The organism is Pseudomonas fluorescens Q2-87, from assembly GCF_000281895.1.
GTDB lineage: Bacteria > Pseudomonadota > Gammaproteobacteria > Pseudomonadales > Pseudomonadaceae > Aquipseudomonas > Aquipseudomonas fluorescens_S.
The window spans coordinates 4,690,526-4,706,768 of sequence record NZ_CM001558.1 but is presented as its reverse complement, the minus strand read 5'-3'; the positions used below and the strand labels follow the sequence as shown (position 1 = coordinate 4,706,768).

General features: G+C 60.4%; 16 protein-coding genes. 11 read left to right on the top strand and 5 right to left on the bottom strand.

The annotated features are described in order from the left end of the window. The first annotated feature begins 43 nt into the window (after positions 1 to 43). Genes zwf through PFLQ2_RS07175 form a run of 3 tightly spaced genes read left to right on the top strand, consistent with a single transcriptional unit; the run spans position 44 to position 2,896 of the window. A complete protein-coding gene (gene zwf / locus PFLQ2_RS07165; protein ID WP_003184597.1) occupies positions 44 to 1,513 on the top strand; it encodes a glucose-6-phosphate dehydrogenase in 1,470 nt (489 codons plus the stop codon). Continuing rightward, a complete protein-coding gene (gene pgl, locus PFLQ2_RS07170) occupies positions 1,500 to 2,213 on the top strand; it encodes a 6-phosphogluconolactonase (RefSeq protein WP_033046225.1) in 714 nt (237 codons plus the stop codon). The genes zwf and pgl overlap by 14 nt, the downstream gene beginning before the upstream one ends. A gap of 17 nt (positions 2,214 to 2,230) precedes the next feature. Continuing rightward, complete coding sequence (locus PFLQ2_RS07175) at positions 2,231 to 2,896, top strand: bifunctional 4-hydroxy-2-oxoglutarate aldolase/2-dehydro-3-deoxy-phosphogluconate aldolase (RefSeq protein ID WP_033046223.1); 666 nt, start codon at positions 2,231 to 2,233, stop codon at positions 2,894 to 2,896. A 101-nt stretch (positions 2,897 to 2,997) separates the two neighbouring features. On the opposite strand, the gene PFLQ2_RS07180 is transcribed toward PFLQ2_RS07175, so the two are convergent. Then, positions 2,998 to 4,185: an aminotransferase class V-fold PLP-dependent enzyme gene (locus PFLQ2_RS07180; protein ID WP_003184591.1), complete on the bottom strand. Its 1,188-nt coding sequence runs from the start codon at positions 4,183 to 4,185 to the stop codon at positions 2,998 to 3,000. 16 nt (positions 4,186 to 4,201) lie between these two features. Further along, positions 4,202 to 4,438 (bottom strand): DUF3820 family protein, encoded by a 237-nt coding sequence (locus tag PFLQ2_RS07185; RefSeq protein ID WP_003184589.1) that lies wholly within the window; start codon positions 4,436 to 4,438, stop codon positions 4,202 to 4,204. A gap of 203 nt (positions 4,439 to 4,641) precedes the next feature. Between PFLQ2_RS07185 and PFLQ2_RS07190 the strand changes: the two genes are divergently transcribed. The 4 genes from PFLQ2_RS07190 to PFLQ2_RS07205 all read left to right on the top strand — a co-directional run bounded on the left by PFLQ2_RS07190 (position 4,642) and on the right by PFLQ2_RS07205 (position 8,389). Beyond that, complete coding sequence (locus tag PFLQ2_RS07190) at positions 4,642 to 5,106, top strand: PA2169 family four-helix-bundle protein (protein WP_003184587.1); 465 nt, start codon at positions 4,642 to 4,644, stop codon at positions 5,104 to 5,106. A 216-nt stretch (positions 5,107 to 5,322) separates the two neighbouring features. After that, complete coding sequence (locus PFLQ2_RS07195) at positions 5,323 to 7,323, top strand: FUSC family protein (protein WP_003184585.1); 2,001 nt, start codon at positions 5,323 to 5,325, stop codon at positions 7,321 to 7,323. After that, positions 7,310 to 7,516: a DUF1656 domain-containing protein gene (locus tag PFLQ2_RS07200; RefSeq protein ID WP_003184582.1), complete on the top strand. Its 207-nt coding sequence runs from the start codon at positions 7,310 to 7,312 to the stop codon at positions 7,514 to 7,516. The genes PFLQ2_RS07195 and PFLQ2_RS07200 overlap by 14 nt, the downstream gene beginning before the upstream one ends. A gap of 9 nt (positions 7,517 to 7,525) precedes the next feature. Next, entirely contained in the window at positions 7,526 to 8,389 is an 864-nt protein-coding gene (locus tag PFLQ2_RS07205; RefSeq protein WP_003184581.1) for an efflux RND transporter periplasmic adaptor subunit, read from the top strand. A gap of 171 nt (positions 8,390 to 8,560) precedes the next feature. Here the strand turns inward: PFLQ2_RS07205 and PFLQ2_RS07210 are convergent, their stop codons facing one another. Together PFLQ2_RS07210 and PFLQ2_RS07215 are read right to left on the bottom strand one after the other, a co-directional pair. Next, positions 8,561 to 9,031, bottom strand: coding sequence for a MaoC family dehydratase (locus tag PFLQ2_RS07210; RefSeq protein ID WP_003184579.1), 471 nt, complete (start codon positions 9,029 to 9,031; stop codon positions 8,561 to 8,563). Positions 9,032 to 9,073: 42 nt separating this feature from the next. Beyond that, positions 9,074 to 10,018: an alpha/beta hydrolase gene (locus PFLQ2_RS07215; protein WP_003184576.1), complete on the bottom strand. Its 945-nt coding sequence runs from the start codon at positions 10,016 to 10,018 to the stop codon at positions 9,074 to 9,076. Between the two features lie 212 nt (positions 10,019 to 10,230). Here PFLQ2_RS07215 and fadD2 point away from each other — a divergent pair, with 212 nt between their 5' ends. Beyond that, complete coding sequence (gene fadD2, locus PFLQ2_RS07220; RefSeq protein WP_003184574.1) at positions 10,231 to 11,919, top strand: long-chain-fatty-acid--CoA ligase FadD2; 1,689 nt, start codon at positions 10,231 to 10,233, stop codon at positions 11,917 to 11,919. A 381-nt stretch (positions 11,920 to 12,300) separates the two neighbouring features. Further along, positions 12,301 to 13,992 carry a long-chain-fatty-acid--CoA ligase FadD1 gene (gene fadD1 / locus PFLQ2_RS07225; protein WP_003184572.1) on the top strand — a complete coding sequence of 564 codons (1,692 nt, stop codon included), beginning with the start codon at positions 12,301 to 12,303 and terminating at the stop codon, positions 13,990 to 13,992. A 107-nt stretch (positions 13,993 to 14,099) separates the two neighbouring features. Here the strand turns inward: fadD1 and PFLQ2_RS07230 are convergent, their stop codons facing one another. Then, on the bottom strand, positions 14,100 to 14,477 hold the full coding sequence (locus PFLQ2_RS07230) for a hypothetical protein (protein ID WP_003184570.1): 378 nt from the start codon (positions 14,475 to 14,477) through the stop codon (positions 14,100 to 14,102). 246 nt (positions 14,478 to 14,723) lie between these two features. Between PFLQ2_RS07230 and PFLQ2_RS07235 the strand changes: the two genes are divergently transcribed. Both PFLQ2_RS07235 and def read left to right on the top strand, forming a co-directional pair. Continuing rightward, entirely contained in the window at positions 14,724 to 15,674 is a 951-nt protein-coding gene (locus tag PFLQ2_RS07235; protein WP_003184567.1) for a YihY/virulence factor BrkB family protein, read from the top strand. Continuing rightward, the gene (gene def / locus PFLQ2_RS07240; RefSeq protein WP_003184566.1) at positions 15,671 to 16,210 is read left to right on the top strand and encodes a peptide deformylase; all 540 of its coding nucleotides are present in this window, start codon (positions 15,671 to 15,673) and stop codon (positions 16,208 to 16,210) included. Before PFLQ2_RS07235 ends, def begins: the two co-directional genes overlap by 4 nt. The last annotated feature ends 33 nt before the right edge of the window (positions 16,211 to 16,243 follow it).

Genomic DNA, 16,243 nt, shown 5'->3' with positions numbered 1-16,243 from the left:
AAAAAAGGTATTTGTAGCTTAACTTGATAAAAGAACAAACATCATGCCTTCGATTACGGTTGAACCGTGCACCTTTGCCTTGTTCGGCGCGTTGGGCGATCTGGCCTTGCGCAAGCTGTTTCCTGCCCTTTATCAACTCGATGGCGCCCAGTTGCTGCACGAGGACACGCGCATCATCGCGCTGGCCCGTGAACCCGGCAGCGAGCAGCAGCACCTGGCATTCATCGCCGCGGAGCTGCGCCGCTACGTGGGCGACAAGGACCTGGACGAAGCCGTGGTCGAGCGCTTTCTGGCGCGACTGACCTACCTGCATGTGGATTTTCTCAAGACCGACGATTACGTCGCCCTGGCCGAGCAGGTGGGCACGGCTCAGCAAATGATCGCCTATTTCGCCACCCCAGCGGCGGTGTACGGGGCGATCTGCGAGAACCTGGCGAAGGTCGGCTTGAGCGAGAACACCCGTGTCGTGCTGGAAAAACCCATCGGCTCGGACCTGGAATCGTCGCGCAAGGTCAATGACGCCGTGGCGCAGTTCTTTCCGGAAAACCGTACCTATCGCATCGACCATTACCTGGGCAAAGAGACCGTCCAGAACCTGATCGCGCTGCGCTTTGCCAACAGCCTGTTCGAAACCCAGTGGAACCAGAACTATATTTCCCACGTGGAAATCACCGTGGCCGAGAAGGTCGGTATCGAAGGTCGCTGGGGCTATTTCGACAAGGCCGGTCAACTGCGGGACATGATCCAGAACCACCTGCTGCAGCTGCTGTGCCTGATCGCCATGGACCCGCCGGCCGACCTGTCCGCCGACAGCATCCGCGACGAGAAGGTCAAGGTACTCAAGGCCCTGGCGCCGATCAGCCCCGAGGGCCTGACCACCCAGGTTGTGCGCGGCCAGTACATTGCCGGTCACAGCGAAGGCAAGGCCGTTCCAGGCTACCTGGAAGAACCCAACTCCAACACCCAGAGCGACACCGAGACCTTCGTCGCCCTGCGTGCCGACATCCGTAACTGGCGTTGGGCCGGCGTGCCGTTCTACCTGCGTACCGGCAAGCGCATGCCGCAGAAGCTGTCGCAGATCGTCATCCACTTCAAGGAACCGTCCCACTACATCTTCGCCCCCGAGCAGCGCCTGCAGATCAGCAACAAACTGATCATCCGCCTGCAACCGGACGAAGGGATCTCCTTGCGGGTGATGACCAAGGAGCAAGGCCTGGACAAGGGCATGCAATTGCGCAGCGGTCCGCTGCAACTCAACTTCTCCGACACCTATCGCAGCGCACGGATACCCGATGCCTACGAGCGGTTGTTGCTGGAAGTCATGAACGGCAATCAGAACCTGTTTGTCCGTAAAGATGAAATTGAAGCCGCGTGGACGTGGTGTGACCAGTTGATCGCCGGATGGAAGAAGTCCGGTGATGCGCCCAAGCCGTATGCGGCGGGGTCCTGGGGGCCGATGAGCTCCATCGCACTGATCACGCGGGATGGGAGGTCGTGGTATGGCGATATCTGAACTGAAACTGCCCCAGGGCGTCAGCGCCCAGGCATTCAAGACCCCGGTACTGTTGGCCGAAGGTTTGGCATTGAAGGTGGCCGGGCAATTGCGCGAAGCGATCGACGCGCGCGGCGCGGCGACCCTGGTGGTGTCCGGTGGACGCAGCCCGGTGGCGTTTTTCCAAAGCCTGGGCAAGCAGGCGCTGGACTGGTCCAAGGTGGTGGTGAGCCTGGCCGATGAGCGCTGGGTGCCGGTTGAACACGCCGACAGCAATGCCGGCCTGCTCAAGCGTTATCTGCTGCAAGGGGCGGCGGCCAAGGCCCAATTTCTCAGCCTCTACAGTGCGAGCGCGAACCTGGAAGCCGCTGCCGAACAGGCGGATCGCCTGCTGGCCGAGCTGCCGCCGATCGACGTGCTGGTCCTGGGCATGGGCGATGACGGGCACACCGCCTCGCTGTTTCCCGGCAGCCCGAACCTGGCCCAGGCCCTGGATGCCAGCGGCGCCCGTCGTTGCTGGCCGATGCTTGCGCCAACCGTGCCACACCAGCGCCTGACCATGAGTCGCGCACTGCTGGCTTCGGCGAAATACAAAGTGCTGTCGATTTCCGGTCAGTCGAAATTGACCACCCTGAACGCCGCCGTGGCCGGTGACGACGTCGCCGAAATGCCGATCCGCGCGTTTCTGCAACCCACGCTAGAGATTTACTGGTGCCCATGAACCAAGGATCAACCGCTATGACAAACCCATCCCCGACCGTTTCCATGGCGGACAAAGTTACCCTGATCGACAGCCTCTGCGCCAAGGCGCGGATCCTGCCGGTGATCACCATTGCCCGTGAACAGGACATCCTGCCGTTGGCCGATGCCCTGGCTGCCGGCGGCCTGACGGCGTTGGAAGTGACCTTGCGTTCCCAGTACGGCCTCAAGGCCATCCAGGTGTTGCGTGAACAGCGTCCGGAGCTGGTAACCGGCGCCGGTACCGTGCTCGATCGTCACATGCTGGCCGCCGCCGAGGCTGCGGGTTCGCAGTTCATTGTGACGCCGGGTATCACCCGTGATCTGCTCGAAGCCAGCGTCTACAGCTCGATTCCTTTGCTGCCGGGCATCAGCAACGCCTCCGGCATCATGGAAGGCTATGGCCTGGGTTATCGCCGCTTCAAACTGTTCCCGGCCGAAGTCAGCGGTGGCGTCGTAGCCATCAAGGCCTTGGGCGGCCCGTTCGGCGAAGTGAAGTTCTGCCCGACCGGCGGCGTGAGCCCGGCCAACATCAAGAGCTACATGGCGTTGAAAAACGTGATGTGCGTGGGCGGTAGCTGGATGCTTGATCCGGAGTGGATCAAGAACGGCGACTGGGCCCGCATTCAGGAGTGCACCGCCGAGGCACTGGCGCTGCTGGACTGATTGATTTACCGAACCTCGTTGGGTGTTCTACGGTTTTACGGTGCGCTTGGTCGGCGCGCCGTTTTTTTATGCCTGGGATTTAGTGCTCTGTCCCGTGGCCGTCACAGGCGGCTCAGTTCGGTCAATGCCTTGATCAAACGGTCGATATCACGCGCCAAGGTAATCAAGCCTGGCGTAATGCGTATGCACGGCCCGACGCTGGTGTTGCGCACCACGGTGAAGATCCCATAGTCGTTGAGCAATCGATCGGCCATCGCTTGTTGATCGGCCTGGGCAGTGAAGCGCATCGCGGTAATGCCGCAATAAAGGCCGGGGTCGTCCGGCGTCATGACTTCGATGCCGGGAAGATCGCGCACGGCCTTTACCCACAAATCGCGCAGGTAGCTCAGGCGCGCGCCTTTGGCCGAAGCGCCACCGAGGGCGCGGTGCTCTTCGAACACCAGGGGCAGGGTCAACAAGGCGGGGATGTTGGGCGTGCTATGGGGTGTGCGCGAGCGGATGTCGGTAGCGGGATAGCTGCCTTCGTCCATGTCCGGGTCGATATCCACCAACCGGTGGGGGGCGATATACAGGAAACCCTGGGAAAGGGGACCGCCGATCCACTTCTGCAGGTTGAACCCGGCAAATTCGATCCCGAGTTTCTTCAAGTCGAAATCGATCTGGCCCAGGGCATGGGCACCGTCGAGGATGATATCGACGCCGAACTCCTTGGCGCTCTCGGCAATCGCCCGGACCGGCATTACCAATCCGGTGAGGTGGTTGACATAGGTCAGCGCCATCAGCTTGAGGCGCGGATAACGAATGAACGCTTCGCGATAGGTGCCCACCAGGCTTTCGAAACTGGCGGGGTGCTGGTGGACGATTTCGATCACCTGCGCCCCGCGCTGGCGGGCCAACCAGTGCATTGCGCTCTTGACCGAAGTGTATTCCAGGTCACAGACCAGTACCTGGTCGCCGGGCTTGAGCTTGTTGTAGTTGCGGATCAGCGTCTGCAGGGCATCCACCGCGCTGCTGGCCAGCGCCACGCTCTTGGGGGAGGCATGGATCAGGTTCGCCACCTGGCGGCGAATGGCTTCGCCCTGTTCCTGGTCGAACTGCTGGCGGACGTACAACGAATTGCCGCGGTTGATGAACTCGATATTGCGCTGGTACTCCTCGACCACGGTCTGGGACATGCGCCCGAAGTACCCGTTTTCCAGATTGAGCGGTCCATTGGGATCGACATCGTAGCGACCCACGAAGGTTTGCCAGAAAGCTTCATCGTGGGCGCGCAGTGTGTTCTCGGGCATGTCGGGGCTCAACTGTTCAGGGGCGGGGCTTGGGCTTGCCGTGTTTGACGCGCAAGGGATCGAGCAAGTCCGACAATCCGTTGTGATCGATTTCCTGCATCAATGCCAGCAAGCCGCCGAGTTCTCCATGGGGAAAACCTTCGCGGGCAAACCAGTTCAGGTACTGGCCGGGCAGGTCCGCGAGGATTCGGCCCTTGTATTTGCCGAAGGGCATTTGGCGTGTGATGAGCAATTCGAGCTTCTGCGGGTTCATGGCAATCGTCTTGATTCGAAACTGCCTAGAAAATACAGGCATTCTGCATGCAGGCCAAATGACAGATCATGCAAATAGCGCGGATACAGTTTTTTGGTGTGTTGTTATCTTATTGACTTTAAAGGCTTTTAATTCGTTACGCGGCTGGCACGGCCGATGCAATATCCCTTGCAGGTTTTATTCACCAGCAAAGGAACTGAAAAATGACCGACATCAATAAAGAATCCATCTCCGTCCTGAACGACCTGATCGAGACCAGCAAGGATGGTCAGGAAGGGTTCAAGACCTGCGCTGAAGACATCAAGCACCCAGAACTCAAGGCTCTGTTCGTCAAGCGTTCTGCCGATTGCGCGACTGCCGCGGCCGAACTGCAAGCGGCCGTGCGTTCGCTGGGCGGTGATCCGGAAACTTCCACCAGTGTCAGCGGTGACTTGCACCGTCGCTGGGTAGACGTGAAATCCATGTTCACCGGCAAGGACGAAGAAGCAGTGCTCAACGAAGCCGAGCGCGGCGAAGACCATGCGCTCAAGGCCTATAAGGAAGCGCTGGAAAAAATCACCAAGCACAACCTGGTGGGTATTCGTGATCTGGTCGAGCGCCAGTACCACGGCGTGCAACGCAACCATGACCAGGTCAAGGCACTGCGTAACCAGGCACGCGCCAGCTAAACGCGCCTTGATGTGAAAAAAACGCCAGCCAGCCTGGCGTTTTTTTGTGGGTCGTTATTCCAGCTTAGGGCAAATGAAGCGTCCGCCAGAAAAGTGTGTTGTTAAATCCGTTGGTAATCACCTATGGACGCTACATAGTTAGCTAGCTAATAATTGCACCGGCCAATCACCCCATATTGCATCTATCGTTATTGCGTCCCCATCAGAGTTTTTCGCGTGCCCATTACCTTCCAGGCCTTGTTCGCCCCCGACCGCCTCGCCGTGCAGTTCGCCATCAAAACCGTATTGGGTGGCGGGTTGGCGCTGTGGCTGGCCTTGCGCTGGGGCTTGGAACAGCCATCCTGGGCCTTGATGACCGCGTTCATCGTGGCCCAGCCGCTCTCCGGGATGGTGGTGCAAAAGGGTTTGGCGCGATTGCTCGGCACGTTGGTGGGCACCGTCATGTCGGTGGTGTTCATGGGGCTGTTCGCCCAGGCGCCGTGGTTGTTCCTCCTCGCCCTGGCGCTGTGGCTGGGCCTGTGCACGGCGTGTTCCACGCTGTTGCGCAGCGCCTGGTCCTATTCATTCGTGCTGGCCGGCTACACGGTGGCGATCATTGCCTTGCCGGCCATTTCCCATCCGTTGAGTGTGTTCGATCAGGCGGTGGCGCGTTGCACTGAAATCAGCCTGGGCATCGTTTGCGCCACGGCGGCCAGTGCCTTGCTCTGGCCGTTGCGGGTCGAGCGGCAATTGGCGGGTCAGGCCCGTGCGGCCTGGCAGAGCGGCATGCAAGCGGCACGGGCCACCCTGGCCGGCGACGCGCAGGCCCGTAAAGGCTTGCTGGAAATCCTTGGCAAGATTGTCGCGGTGGACGCCCAGCGCGAACACGCCTGGTTTGAAGGCAGCCTTGGCCGGCAACGGGCCCGGGCCATCAGTGGTCTGAGCCAGAAATTATTGATGCTGCTGCGTATCGCCCGCTCCGTGCGGCGCCAGTGGAAGCAACTCGAGCCCGAAGAGGCCGAGGCCTTGCAGCCGTGGATGAGCGAGGTGCAGCAAGCCCTCGACGCCGACAGCGCGACCCTGCAAGCCTTGCGGCCGCAGTTGCTGGACGCATCTCACGACGCCGGTTTCAGCTCGGCGCAGAGTTATTGCCTGGCCCGGCTCGCCCTGTTGCTCGACACCGCCCTGGCGGCCTGCGCCGCGCTGGCAGCGGTACAGGAGGGCAGGGCGGCGGCGGATCCTCCACGGACCCTGGCTCCGCACCGTGACCTGTCCCTGGCCATGGTCTTTGGTGCCCGCAGCGCCCTGGCATTCCTGGCGGTGGCCAGTTTCTGGCTGGCAACGGCATGGCCTGCCGCTTCGGGTGCCCTGGTGCTCACTTGCGTGGTGTGCAGCCTGTTTGCCAGTCGTGAAAACGGTGCGCAGATCGGCCTGAGTTTCTTGCGCGGCATTCTGTTGGCGGTGCCGACGGCGTTTGTCATCGGTGAGATCGTCCTGCCGCAATGGAGCAGTTTCGCGATGCTGTGCATGGCCATGGGCGTGCCATTGTTTTTTGGCGCACTGGGCATGGCCAAGCCGCAGATTTTCGCCACCGCGACCTCGTTCTGCCTGCATTTCGTGGTGCTGGTGTCGCCGCTCAACGCCATGAAATATGACGTGGCGGCGTTCTTCAACAACGCCCAGGCGATGGTGATCGGTGTAGGCGCGGCCGTACTGGCGTTCAACCTGCTGATTTTGCGTAACCCGGCCTGGCACAGTCGGCGTTTGTTGGCTGCGACCCTCGACGATCTGGTGCGCCTGACCCATCGCAGCCTGCGCGGCGCCGAGAGCTGGTTCGGCGGACGCATGGCCGACCGCTTGCTACAGCTGGCGCGGCATTATCCCGAGCTGCCGGTGCAGGCACGCAGCCGTTGGGATGATGGCTTGCTGGGCCTGGACATCGGCGACGAACTGTTGCACTTGCGGCTGAGTCTGGCCGTGGCCCAGATACCCGATAGCGTGGCGCAGCGCCGTTATTTCGAAGCGCTGGAAGAAGCGCTCGAACACGGTCCGGCCGGTGACCAGGCCGATGCCCTGGCACCGGCGAGCACCGAGTTCCTGGAAGTCCTGGCGGCCCAGCCACCCAATGATGCGCTGAAGTTGGCCCAGGGCGCCGTGGTGCAATTGCAAAGCAGCTGGCGCGCCTGGTGCCGCCAGCATGAACCTGAAGGACGGGAGCACAACCATGGGCTTGCGTGAGTGGTCGATCGGCGGGGTGCTGCTCAGCCCCTTCCTGGTTTATGTGGTGCTGGCGTTGCTGGTGACCGGTGCGCTGCGCCTGTTGCTCAGCCTTGTGCCGGCCGGGCGCTGGATCTGGCACGAAGCCTTGTTCGACTGCGCCCTGTATGTTTGTGTCCTGACTGTCATTACCGTGGTCCTCGGGCCACTCTAGGAGTTGAACATGCGTACCTCCGTACGTGTTGCCGTCACGCTGTGCGTGGTGGCTGTGGCGATCTTCGCCGGGTTTCACCTGTGGCAGTACTACATGCTGACGCCCTGGACGCGCGATGCGCGAATTCGTGCCGATGTGGTGGTGATTGCGCCGGACGTGTCGGGTTGGGTGCGTGAGCTCAAGGCTGTGGATAACCAGCAGGTGAAGGCTGGCGACCTGTTGCTGGACATCGATCGCGAGCGCTTCGAGGCGGCGGTGGAGAAGGCTCGGGCGGTGGTTCAGACACGCCAGCAGCAACTGAGCCTGCGCGAGCACGAAGCCAGCCGTCGCGCCGCCCTGGGGCCCCAGGCCATCAGTGCTGAACTGCGCGAGAACGCCCAGATCAACGCCGGCATTGCCCGGGGCGAACTGCGCGAAGCCCAGGCCGAGGCCAAGGTGGCCGAACTCAATCTGGCCCGCAGCCAGGTACTGGCTCCACGCAGCGGCCACATCACCAACCTGCGCCTGGCCGAAGGCAACTATGTAAACGCCGGGCAACCGGTCATGGCGCTGATCGATGACTCGACGTTCTACGTGCAGGCTTATTTTGAAGAAACCAAACTGCCAAGGATCCGCGTGGGTGATGCGGTCAAGGTCTGGCTGATGAGCGCCGACCATGCGCTGGAAGGTCATGTCGAAAGCATCAGCCGGGGGATTACCGACCGCAACACCAACCCCGATGCGCAGCTACTGGCCGAGGTCGAGCCGACCTTCAGTTGGGTACGCCTGGCCCAACGCATACCGGTGCGGATCAAACTGGACAAGGTGCCCGAAGGGGTAAGCCTGAGTGCCGGGATGACGGCGAGCGTGCAGGTGCAGGAGGGCCATCAATAGTTGTCGCGCCGCGATCACCCGTGGCGAGGGAGCTTGCTCCCGCTGGGGGCGAAGCCCCCCAAAAAATCGACCTTATTTGATCTGATCAAACGCGGTCGATTTTTTACGACGGCTTCGCCGCCGAGCGGGAGCAAGCTCCCTCGCCACGGAAAAACGCTTCGCTTCATCGATTCAACCGACAGTGATCGCCGGCAACGTCGGCAGCGTCACGGTCTGTTGCTTGCGTGGCGCGAGGATTTCGGCTTCGCCATCCACTACCAGCTCATCGCGCTGATTGAATACACGCGTGGCGATGCGCACACGGAATTTTGGCAGTTTCTCCAGGATTTCCAGGCGCACAGTCAGGGTGTCACCGATCTTGACCGGTTTCTGGAAGCTCATCTGCTGGCCGATGTAGATGGTGCCCGGGCCAGGCAACTCGCAAGCCACCGCCGCGCTGATCAGCGCCCCGCTGAACATGCCATGGGCGATGCGCTCCTTGAACATGCTTGCCGCCGCGAATTCGGCGTCCAGGTGCACCGGGTTGTGATCGCCGGACATCGCGGCGAACAACTGAATGTCGCGCTCTTCGACGGTCTTGCTGTAGCTCGCGGTCTGGCCGACTTCGAGGGCTTCGTAAGGGATATTGGTAACCTGGGTCATCTGTCTCAAATCCTGTGACGGTAAAGGAAAACGCTGCAAAACCTACTCGCTTCGTGGCGGACGCTTGTGGCTCAGTGCCTGGGCAATCCAGGCCAGCACGTCGGCCGTCACTTCGTCGCGGTTGGTTTCGTTGAACAATTCGTGTCGGGCCTGTGGGTAAATCGTCAGTTGCAGGTTCCGGCTGCCGGCGTCGCGCAGGGCGTCGGCCAGATCCTTCAGACGCTTGCCTTCGCTCACCGGATCACATTCACCGCCGATCACCAACACGGGCAGGCCCGGATCGATCTGGGCGAGATTGGACGCTTTGCTGATTTGCTGCAACCCGCCGAGCAGATCGACCCACAGTTGATTGGTGCAGCGAAAGCCGCACAGCGGGTCGTGGACGTATTTGTCGACTTCGGTCGGGTCGCGGCTGAGCCAGTCGAAGGGGGTGCGCGCCGGTTTGAATTTCTTGTTGAAGCTGCCGAACGACAGCCACTCGATCAAGGCGCTGCGCCCCGTGGCACCCTGGCGTCGACGTTCGAAGCGGGCGATCAGCCGAGCCGCCCGATAAAGCGCCACAGGCTGGAAATTGGAACCACTGAGAATCGCCCCGTGCAGGCTGGCGCTGTGATGCAGCAAGTAGCCCTGGGCGATGTAGCTGCCCATGCTGTGACCCAGCAGCACCACGGGCGTATCGGGATGTTGCTGGCCGATGTGATGATTGAGGCTGGCCAGGTCACCCACCACCTTGGCCCAACCGCCCGCATCTGCAAAATGGCCGAGAATCATTGCCTGGCCGGTCTTGCCATGGCCGCGCAAGTCCGCAGCGTAGACGCCGTAGCCTTCGTCGCACAGGGCCTGGGCCAGGCGTGCGTAGCGGCCGCTGTGTTCGGCCATCCCGTGTGCCAGCATGACCAGCGCCTCGGGCGCGGTGTCAGGCAGCCATTGGTTGACGAACAGGCGGCTGTGGTCGGTCGCGGTCAGCCAGAACGTTTGGTGGATCATGGCGGTTCCTTTGCGCAGTGTCGCTGCATTGTATAGCTCATCCGCTGCGTCTCGCCTGATCAGCCCACGCCAAGGCAGGAAGATTCACACAATCTATGACGCAGGCCGCCATATTTGCCTGATACGCCATAACTGCTAGTGTCCCAGGGAGTTCCGCCTCTGCAAGCGATACAGACGCGGCCCGGATTCGCTCAGGTAAGAGGATAAAAACAATGCAGCCTGATTTCTGGAATGACAAACGCCCGGCCGGCGTGCCCCTGGATATCGACCATGGGGCCTACAAGTCGGTTGTCGAGGTGTTCGAGCGTTCCTGCAAGAGATTCGCCGATCGTCCAGCGTTCAGCAACATGGGGGTGACCCTCACGTATGCCGAGCTCGAACGCTACAGCGCGGCTTTCGCCGGCTATCTGCAGGCTCACACCGACTTGGCCCCGGGTGACCGTATCGCGGTGCAGATGCCCAACGTGCTGCAATACCCGATCGCGGTATTCGGTGCCTTGCGTGCGGGGCTGATCGTAGTCAACACCAACCCGCTGTATACCCCGCGGGAAATGCGCCACCAATTCAAGGATTCCGGGGCCCGGGCGCTGGTGTACCTGAACCTGTTCGGGCAGAAAGTCCAAGAGGTCCTGCCCGACACCGACCTGCAATACCTGATCGAAGCGAAAATGGGCGACCTGATGCCCACCGCCAAGGGTTGGCTGGTGAACACGATGGTGAGCAAGGTCAAGAAGATGGTCCCGGACTATTCGCTGCCCCAGGCCATTTCCTTCAAGAGTGCCTTGCGCCTGGGGCGTGGCCAGGGCATCAAGCCGCTGAAGGTCAGCCTCGAAGATATCGCGGTGCTGCAATACACCGGCGGCACCACCGGGCTGGCAAAGGGGGCGATGCTGACCCACGGTAACCTGGTGGCCAACATGCAGCAGGCCCGGGCGTGCCTCGGGCAGATCGGCGACGACGGCCAAGCACTGCTGCGCGAGGGCCAGGAAGTCATGATCGCGCCGCTGCCGCTGTACCATATCTATGCTTTCACAGCCAATTGCATGTGCATGATGGTCACCGGCAACCACAACGTGCTGATCACCAACCCGCGGGACATCGGCGGCTTCATCAAGGAACTGAAGAACTGGCGTTTTTCGTTGCTGCTGGGGCTCAACACGCTGTTCGTGGCGCTGATGGACCATCCAGATTTCAAGACCCTGGATTTTTCCCACCTCAAGGTCACCAATTCCGGTGGGACCGCCCTGGTCAAGGCCACCGCCGAGCGCTGGGAGCAGATAACCGGTTGCGGTATCACCGAAGGCTATGGCTTGACCGAAACCTCGCCGGTGGCCTGTGCCAACCCCTATGGCGGTAAGTCCCGGTTGGGCACGGTGGGGCTGCCGGTGCCGGGCACACTTATGAAAGTGATCAACGACGACGGTGTCGAGCAGCCACTGGGCGAGCGTGGCGAGCTGTGCATCAAGGGGCCGCAGATCATGAAGGGCTACTGGAACAAGCCCGAAGCCACGGCCGAAGTGCTGGACAGCGAGGGCTGGTTCAAGTCCGGCGACATCGCGGTCATCGACCCGGACGGGTTTGTGCGTATTGTCGACCGCAAGAAGGACATGATCATCGTGTCCGGTTTCAACGTGTACCCCAACGAAATTGAAGACGTGGTCATGGCCCACCCGAAAGTCGCCAGTTGCGCGGTGATCGGTGTGCCGGACGAGCGCTCGGGCGAAGCGGTGAAACTGTTCGTGGTGGCGCGCGAGACGGGAGTCAGCCTTGAGGAGCTCAAGGCCTACTGCAAGGAGAACTTCACGGGCTACAAGATTCCCAAGCACATCGTGCTGCGGGAGTCGTTGCCGATGACGCCGGTGGGCAAGATCCTGCGACGGGAACTGCGGGACATCGCCTGATGTAGAAGGTGTTCGTTTCACTGAAAATCTGTGGGAGCGAGCTTGCTCGCGATAGCGGTGGTCAGCCTGAATGAGATGGGCTGACAGACCGTTATCGCGAGCAAGCTCGCTCTCACATTTTTGTATTTCAACTGAGGTCATTTAGAGCGCTTCTAGAAGCTCTAGATTTTTTACTCTAAAAGTGACCATAAGATAGTCTTAAGTCATGTTCATGACTGTAGGGGCCGTTTTTGGCTCTAGGCGACCCTTGGCAAAGCTGCTACTCTCGGCGCGCTTTTGGGACTTCTCGGCCTTGATTCAAGCCAGATCACCAATAAACACACACCAATAATAATCGCATCAAATGCGGTGAGAATTCGCGTTGCTGAGGAGTGGGCTTCCATGATCGAAGACTTTTGGAAGGATAAGTACCCAGCTGGGATTGCTGCCGACATCAATCCAGACGAGTATCCGAATATTCAGGCGGTGTTGAAGCAGTCCTGCCAACGCTTTGCCAACAAGCCGGCATTCAGCAACCTCGGCAAGACGATCACCTACGGTGAGCTCTACGAGTTGTCCGGTGCTTTTGCTGCCTATCTGCAACAGCATACCGATTTGCAGCCGGGCGATCGAATCGCCGTGCAACTGCCTAACGTTCTCCAGTACCCGGTGGCTGTGTTCGGTGCGATCCGCGCCGGGCTTATCGTGGTCAATACCAACCCGCTGTATACCGCGCGGGAAATGGAACACCAGTTCAACGACTCTGGCGCCAAGGCGTTGGTCTGCCTGGCAAACATGGCGCACCTGGCCGAGGCCGTGGTGCCCAAGACGAGCGTCAAGCACGTCATCGTCACGGAAGTCGCCGATCTGCTGCCACCGCTCAAGCGCCTGCTGATCAACAGCGTGATCAAGTACGTGAAGAAGATGGTGCCGGCCTATCACCTGCCCAAGGCCATCAAGTTCAACGACGTGCTGCGCAAAGGCCACGGCCAACCGGTGAGCGAAGCCAACCCCACCAGCGACGACGTGGCCGTATTGCAATACACCGGTGGCACCACCGGCGTGGCCAAGGGCGCGATGCTCTCCCACCGCAACCTGGTGGCGAACATGCTGCAGTGCAAGGCATTGATGGGCTCCAACCTCAACGAAGGTTGTGAGGTACTGATCACGCCGCTGCCGCTGTATCACATCTACGCGTTCACCTTCCATTGCATGGCGATGATGTTGATCGGCAACCACAACATCCTGATCAGCAACCCGCGGGACCTCTCGGCGATGGTCAAGGAACTGTCGAAGTGGAAATTCAGCGGTTTCGTCGGCCTCAACACGCTGTTCGTGGCCCTGTGCAACAACGAAGCCTTCCGCAAACTGGATTTCTCGGCGCTGAAAGTCACCTTGTCCGGCGGCATGGCCCTGCAACTGGCGGCGGCCGAGCGCTGGAAAGCGGTCACCGGTTGCCCGATCTGCGAAGGCTACGGCATGACCGAAACCAGCCCGGTGGCCACCGTCAACCCGATCCAGAACATCCAGGTCGGCACCATCGGTATCCCGGTGCCGTCGACGCTGTGCAAAATCATCAACGATGCGGGTGTCGAGCAGCCATTGGGCGAAGTCGGCGAATTGTGCGTAAAAGGTCCGCAGGTCATGAAGGGGTACTGGCAGCGCCAGGACGCCACCGACGAGATCCTCGACAGCGAAGGCTGGCTCAAGACCGGCGACATCGCCGTAATCCAGCCGGACGGCTACATGCGCATCGTCGACCGCAAGAAGGACATGATCCTGATCTCTGGCTTCAACGTGTACCCCAACGAGCTGGAAGACGTGTTGGCGACCTTGCCGGGCGTGCTGCAATGTGCGGCTATCGGCGTGCCGGACGAGAAGTCTGGTGAGGCGATCAAGATTTTCATCGTTGCGCGGCCGGGCGTCACGTTGACCAAGGAGCAGGTCATGGAGCACATGCGTGCCAACCTCACCGGCTACAAGGTGCCGAAGTCGGTGGAGTTCCGTGATGCGCTGCCAACCACCAACGTGGGCAAGATCCTGCGGCGTGAGTTGCGCGATGAAGAGCTCAGGAAGTTGGGTCTGAAGAAGTAAGCCCGATATGAAGCAAAAGCCCCGCGAATGCGGGGCTTTTCGTTGGCTTCGATTTCCTGGGACAAGGATGCTTGTGTGGCGAGGGAATCGGTGCCTCTCGGACCTGGTTACAACCGAAACTGCGCGAAATCCACGTTAGTACCACCCGGACGCATATCCTGCAGATAGGAATCCTTATCGGCACTCAATTCCAGGCTCAGGGCCGCCTTGCGCTTGCCCTGGTTGCGCACTTCCAGGCCTTCCATTTTTTCCCGCAGGAACACTGTTGGCACTTTCAAATGCAGCAATTCATCGGTCGCTGGCGTATGCAGCAGCAGGTGGATCCATTCGTACTGACCGATGGCCAGGCGGGCCACCGGGATATCGAACCAGAAAATGTTGCGGTTGCGGTTCAATTCGCTGAAATGGCAATTGTTGACGCCCAGTACGGCGCCGCCCAGTTCCTGGTTTCTGCGGGCAATGGCCTGCTTTTTATCGAGTTTCATAACGTTCCTACGGGATTGGAGCTTCAGGCCAGAGCCTGACACGTGGGGCATTCTCGACGGTTACCAGCCAAACATAAAGCCCCGCCCTTACTAACAATGAAACTTGCCCCGTCAATCGTCGGTCAATTCAGCGTCTGCGGCAAAACGACGAAATTGCTCCAAAGTCGCCAAACAGGCTACTTTGTTGTAAATAACGGCCCTTGAGTCGCCTTGCGACCACCCTTTTTGCGGCGAAAGGAGACGCACATGATGTTTTCGGCCTTGAAAGGCTTACCCCTGCATCGTGTGATGATGCGCACCGTGACCGAGTTTCTCGATGACGAGATGTCGACGTACGCCTCGGCATTGGCCTACCAGATGTTGTTTTCACTGTTCCCCTTTATTCTCTTCCTGATCGCCTTGATCGGCTTCCTGCACTTACCGGACTTCTTCTCCTGGCTGCGCCTGCAATCGGAACTGGTACTGCCGCCCCAGGCCTTGGAGCAGGTCAATCCGGTAATCGACCAACTCCAGCAATCCAAGGGCGGCTTGTTGTCGGTGGGTATCGTCATCGCGCTGTGGACCGCCTCGGCGGGCGTGCGGTTGATGATGAGCGCGATGAATGCCGCCTACGATGTGGTAGAGGGTCGTCCGGCCTGGAAACGCTTTCCGTTGTCGATTTTTTATACGGTCGGTATCGCCGGGATGCTCCTGGCCGCCGCTGCCTTGATGGTCCTCGGACCGCAGGTGATGGGTTGGATTGCGGCCCAGGTCGGTCTGGAGGAATTCATCGTCACGCTCTGGACGATCGTGCGCTGGCCGGTGATCGTGTTCTTGCTGATGGTCGCCGTGGCGCTGATCTATTACGTGATGCCCGACGTAAAACAGGAGTTTCGCTTCATCACGCCGGGGTCGGTGCTGGCGGTGGTCGTCTGGATCATCGCCTCCCTGGGCTTTGCGTTCTACGTCAAGACATTCGCCAACTACAACGCCATGTATGGCAGCATCGGCGCGATCATCGTGCTGCTGCTGTACTTCTACATTTCCTCGGCGGTGCTGTTGCTCGGCGCGGAGATGAACGCGGTCATCGAGCACATGTCCGCCGAGGGCAAGGACCCTGGCGAAAAACACCCCGGCGAGCATGAAAAACAACATGTTTCGGGCCTGGGGCGCGACCATTCCATCCCTCACACTCACCCTGACGAAGCCCGACCATGATTCGTGAAATCCTGAAGATGGGCGATGAACGCCTGCTGCGCATTGCCCCGCCGGTGCCCGTCGAAATGTTCGACAGCCCGCAGTTGTGGCAACTGATCGATGACATGTTCCAGACCATGGAAAGCGTTGGCGGCGTCGGTCTGGCGGCGCCGCAGATCGGCGTGGACCTGCAACTGGTGATCTTCGGCTTCGAGCACAGCGAGCGCTACCCCGACGCGGAGGCGGTGCCCCAGACGATCCTGATCAACCCACTGATTACACCGCTAAGCCCCTTGATGGAGGAGGGCTTCGAAGGGTGCCTGTCGGTGCCGGGCCTGCGCGGTGCGGTGGAACGCTACCAGCACATCCGCTACGAAGGGTTCGACCCCAAGGGCGAACCGATCGTGCGCACGGCCTCAGGGTTTCATGCTCGGGTGGTGCAGCATGAATGCGACCACCTGATCGGGCGCTTGTACCCGTCGCGTATCAGCGACTTCAGCAAGTTCGGGTTCACCGAGGTGATGTTCCCGGACCTGGACCCCGCTGTAGACGATTGATCATCCACCACAGAACTTGTGGGAGCGGGCTTG

Bases quoted from the DNA above. Each gene is read 5' to 3' on its own strand.
- PFLQ2_RS07230 (WP_003184570.1), bottom strand. From the start codon at position 14,477: ATGAAACTCGATAAAAAGCAGGCCATTGCCCGCAGAAACCAGGAACTG.
- PFLQ2_RS07205 (WP_003184581.1), top strand. From the start codon at position 7,526: ATGCGTACCTCCGTACGTGTTGCCGTCACGCTGTGCGTGGTGGCTGTG.
- PFLQ2_RS07175 (WP_033046223.1), top strand. From the start codon at position 2,231: ATGACAAACCCATCCCCGACCGTTTCCATGGCGGACAAAGTTACCCTG.
- PFLQ2_RS07185 (WP_003184589.1), bottom strand. From the start codon at position 4,438: ATGAACCCGCAGAAGCTCGAATTGCTCATCACACGCCAAATGCCCTTC.
- PFLQ2_RS07190 (WP_003184587.1), top strand. From the start codon at position 4,642: ATGACCGACATCAATAAAGAATCCATCTCCGTCCTGAACGACCTGATC.
- PFLQ2_RS07200 (WP_003184582.1), top strand. From the start codon at position 7,310: ATGGGCTTGCGTGAGTGGTCGATCGGCGGGGTGCTGCTCAGCCCCTTC.
- def (WP_003184566.1), top strand. From the start codon at position 15,671: ATGATTCGTGAAATCCTGAAGATGGGCGATGAACGCCTGCTGCGCATT.
- PFLQ2_RS07235 (WP_003184567.1), top strand. From the start codon at position 14,724: ATGATGTTTTCGGCCTTGAAAGGCTTACCCCTGCATCGTGTGATGATG.
- zwf (WP_003184597.1), top strand. From the start codon at position 44: ATGCCTTCGATTACGGTTGAACCGTGCACCTTTGCCTTGTTCGGCGCG.
- fadD2 (WP_003184574.1), top strand. From the start codon at position 10,231: ATGCAGCCTGATTTCTGGAATGACAAACGCCCGGCCGGCGTGCCCCTG.
- PFLQ2_RS07180 (WP_003184591.1), bottom strand. From the start codon at position 4,185: ATGCCCGAGAACACACTGCGCGCCCACGATGAAGCTTTCTGGCAAACC.
- pgl (WP_033046225.1), top strand. From the start codon at position 1,500: ATGGCGATATCTGAACTGAAACTGCCCCAGGGCGTCAGCGCCCAGGCA.
- fadD1 (WP_003184572.1), top strand. From the start codon at position 12,301: ATGATCGAAGACTTTTGGAAGGATAAGTACCCAGCTGGGATTGCTGCC.
- PFLQ2_RS07210 (WP_003184579.1), bottom strand. From the start codon at position 9,031: ATGACCCAGGTTACCAATATCCCTTACGAAGCCCTCGAAGTCGGCCAG.
- PFLQ2_RS07215 (WP_003184576.1), bottom strand. From the start codon at position 10,018: ATGATCCACCAAACGTTCTGGCTGACCGCGACCGACCACAGCCGCCTG.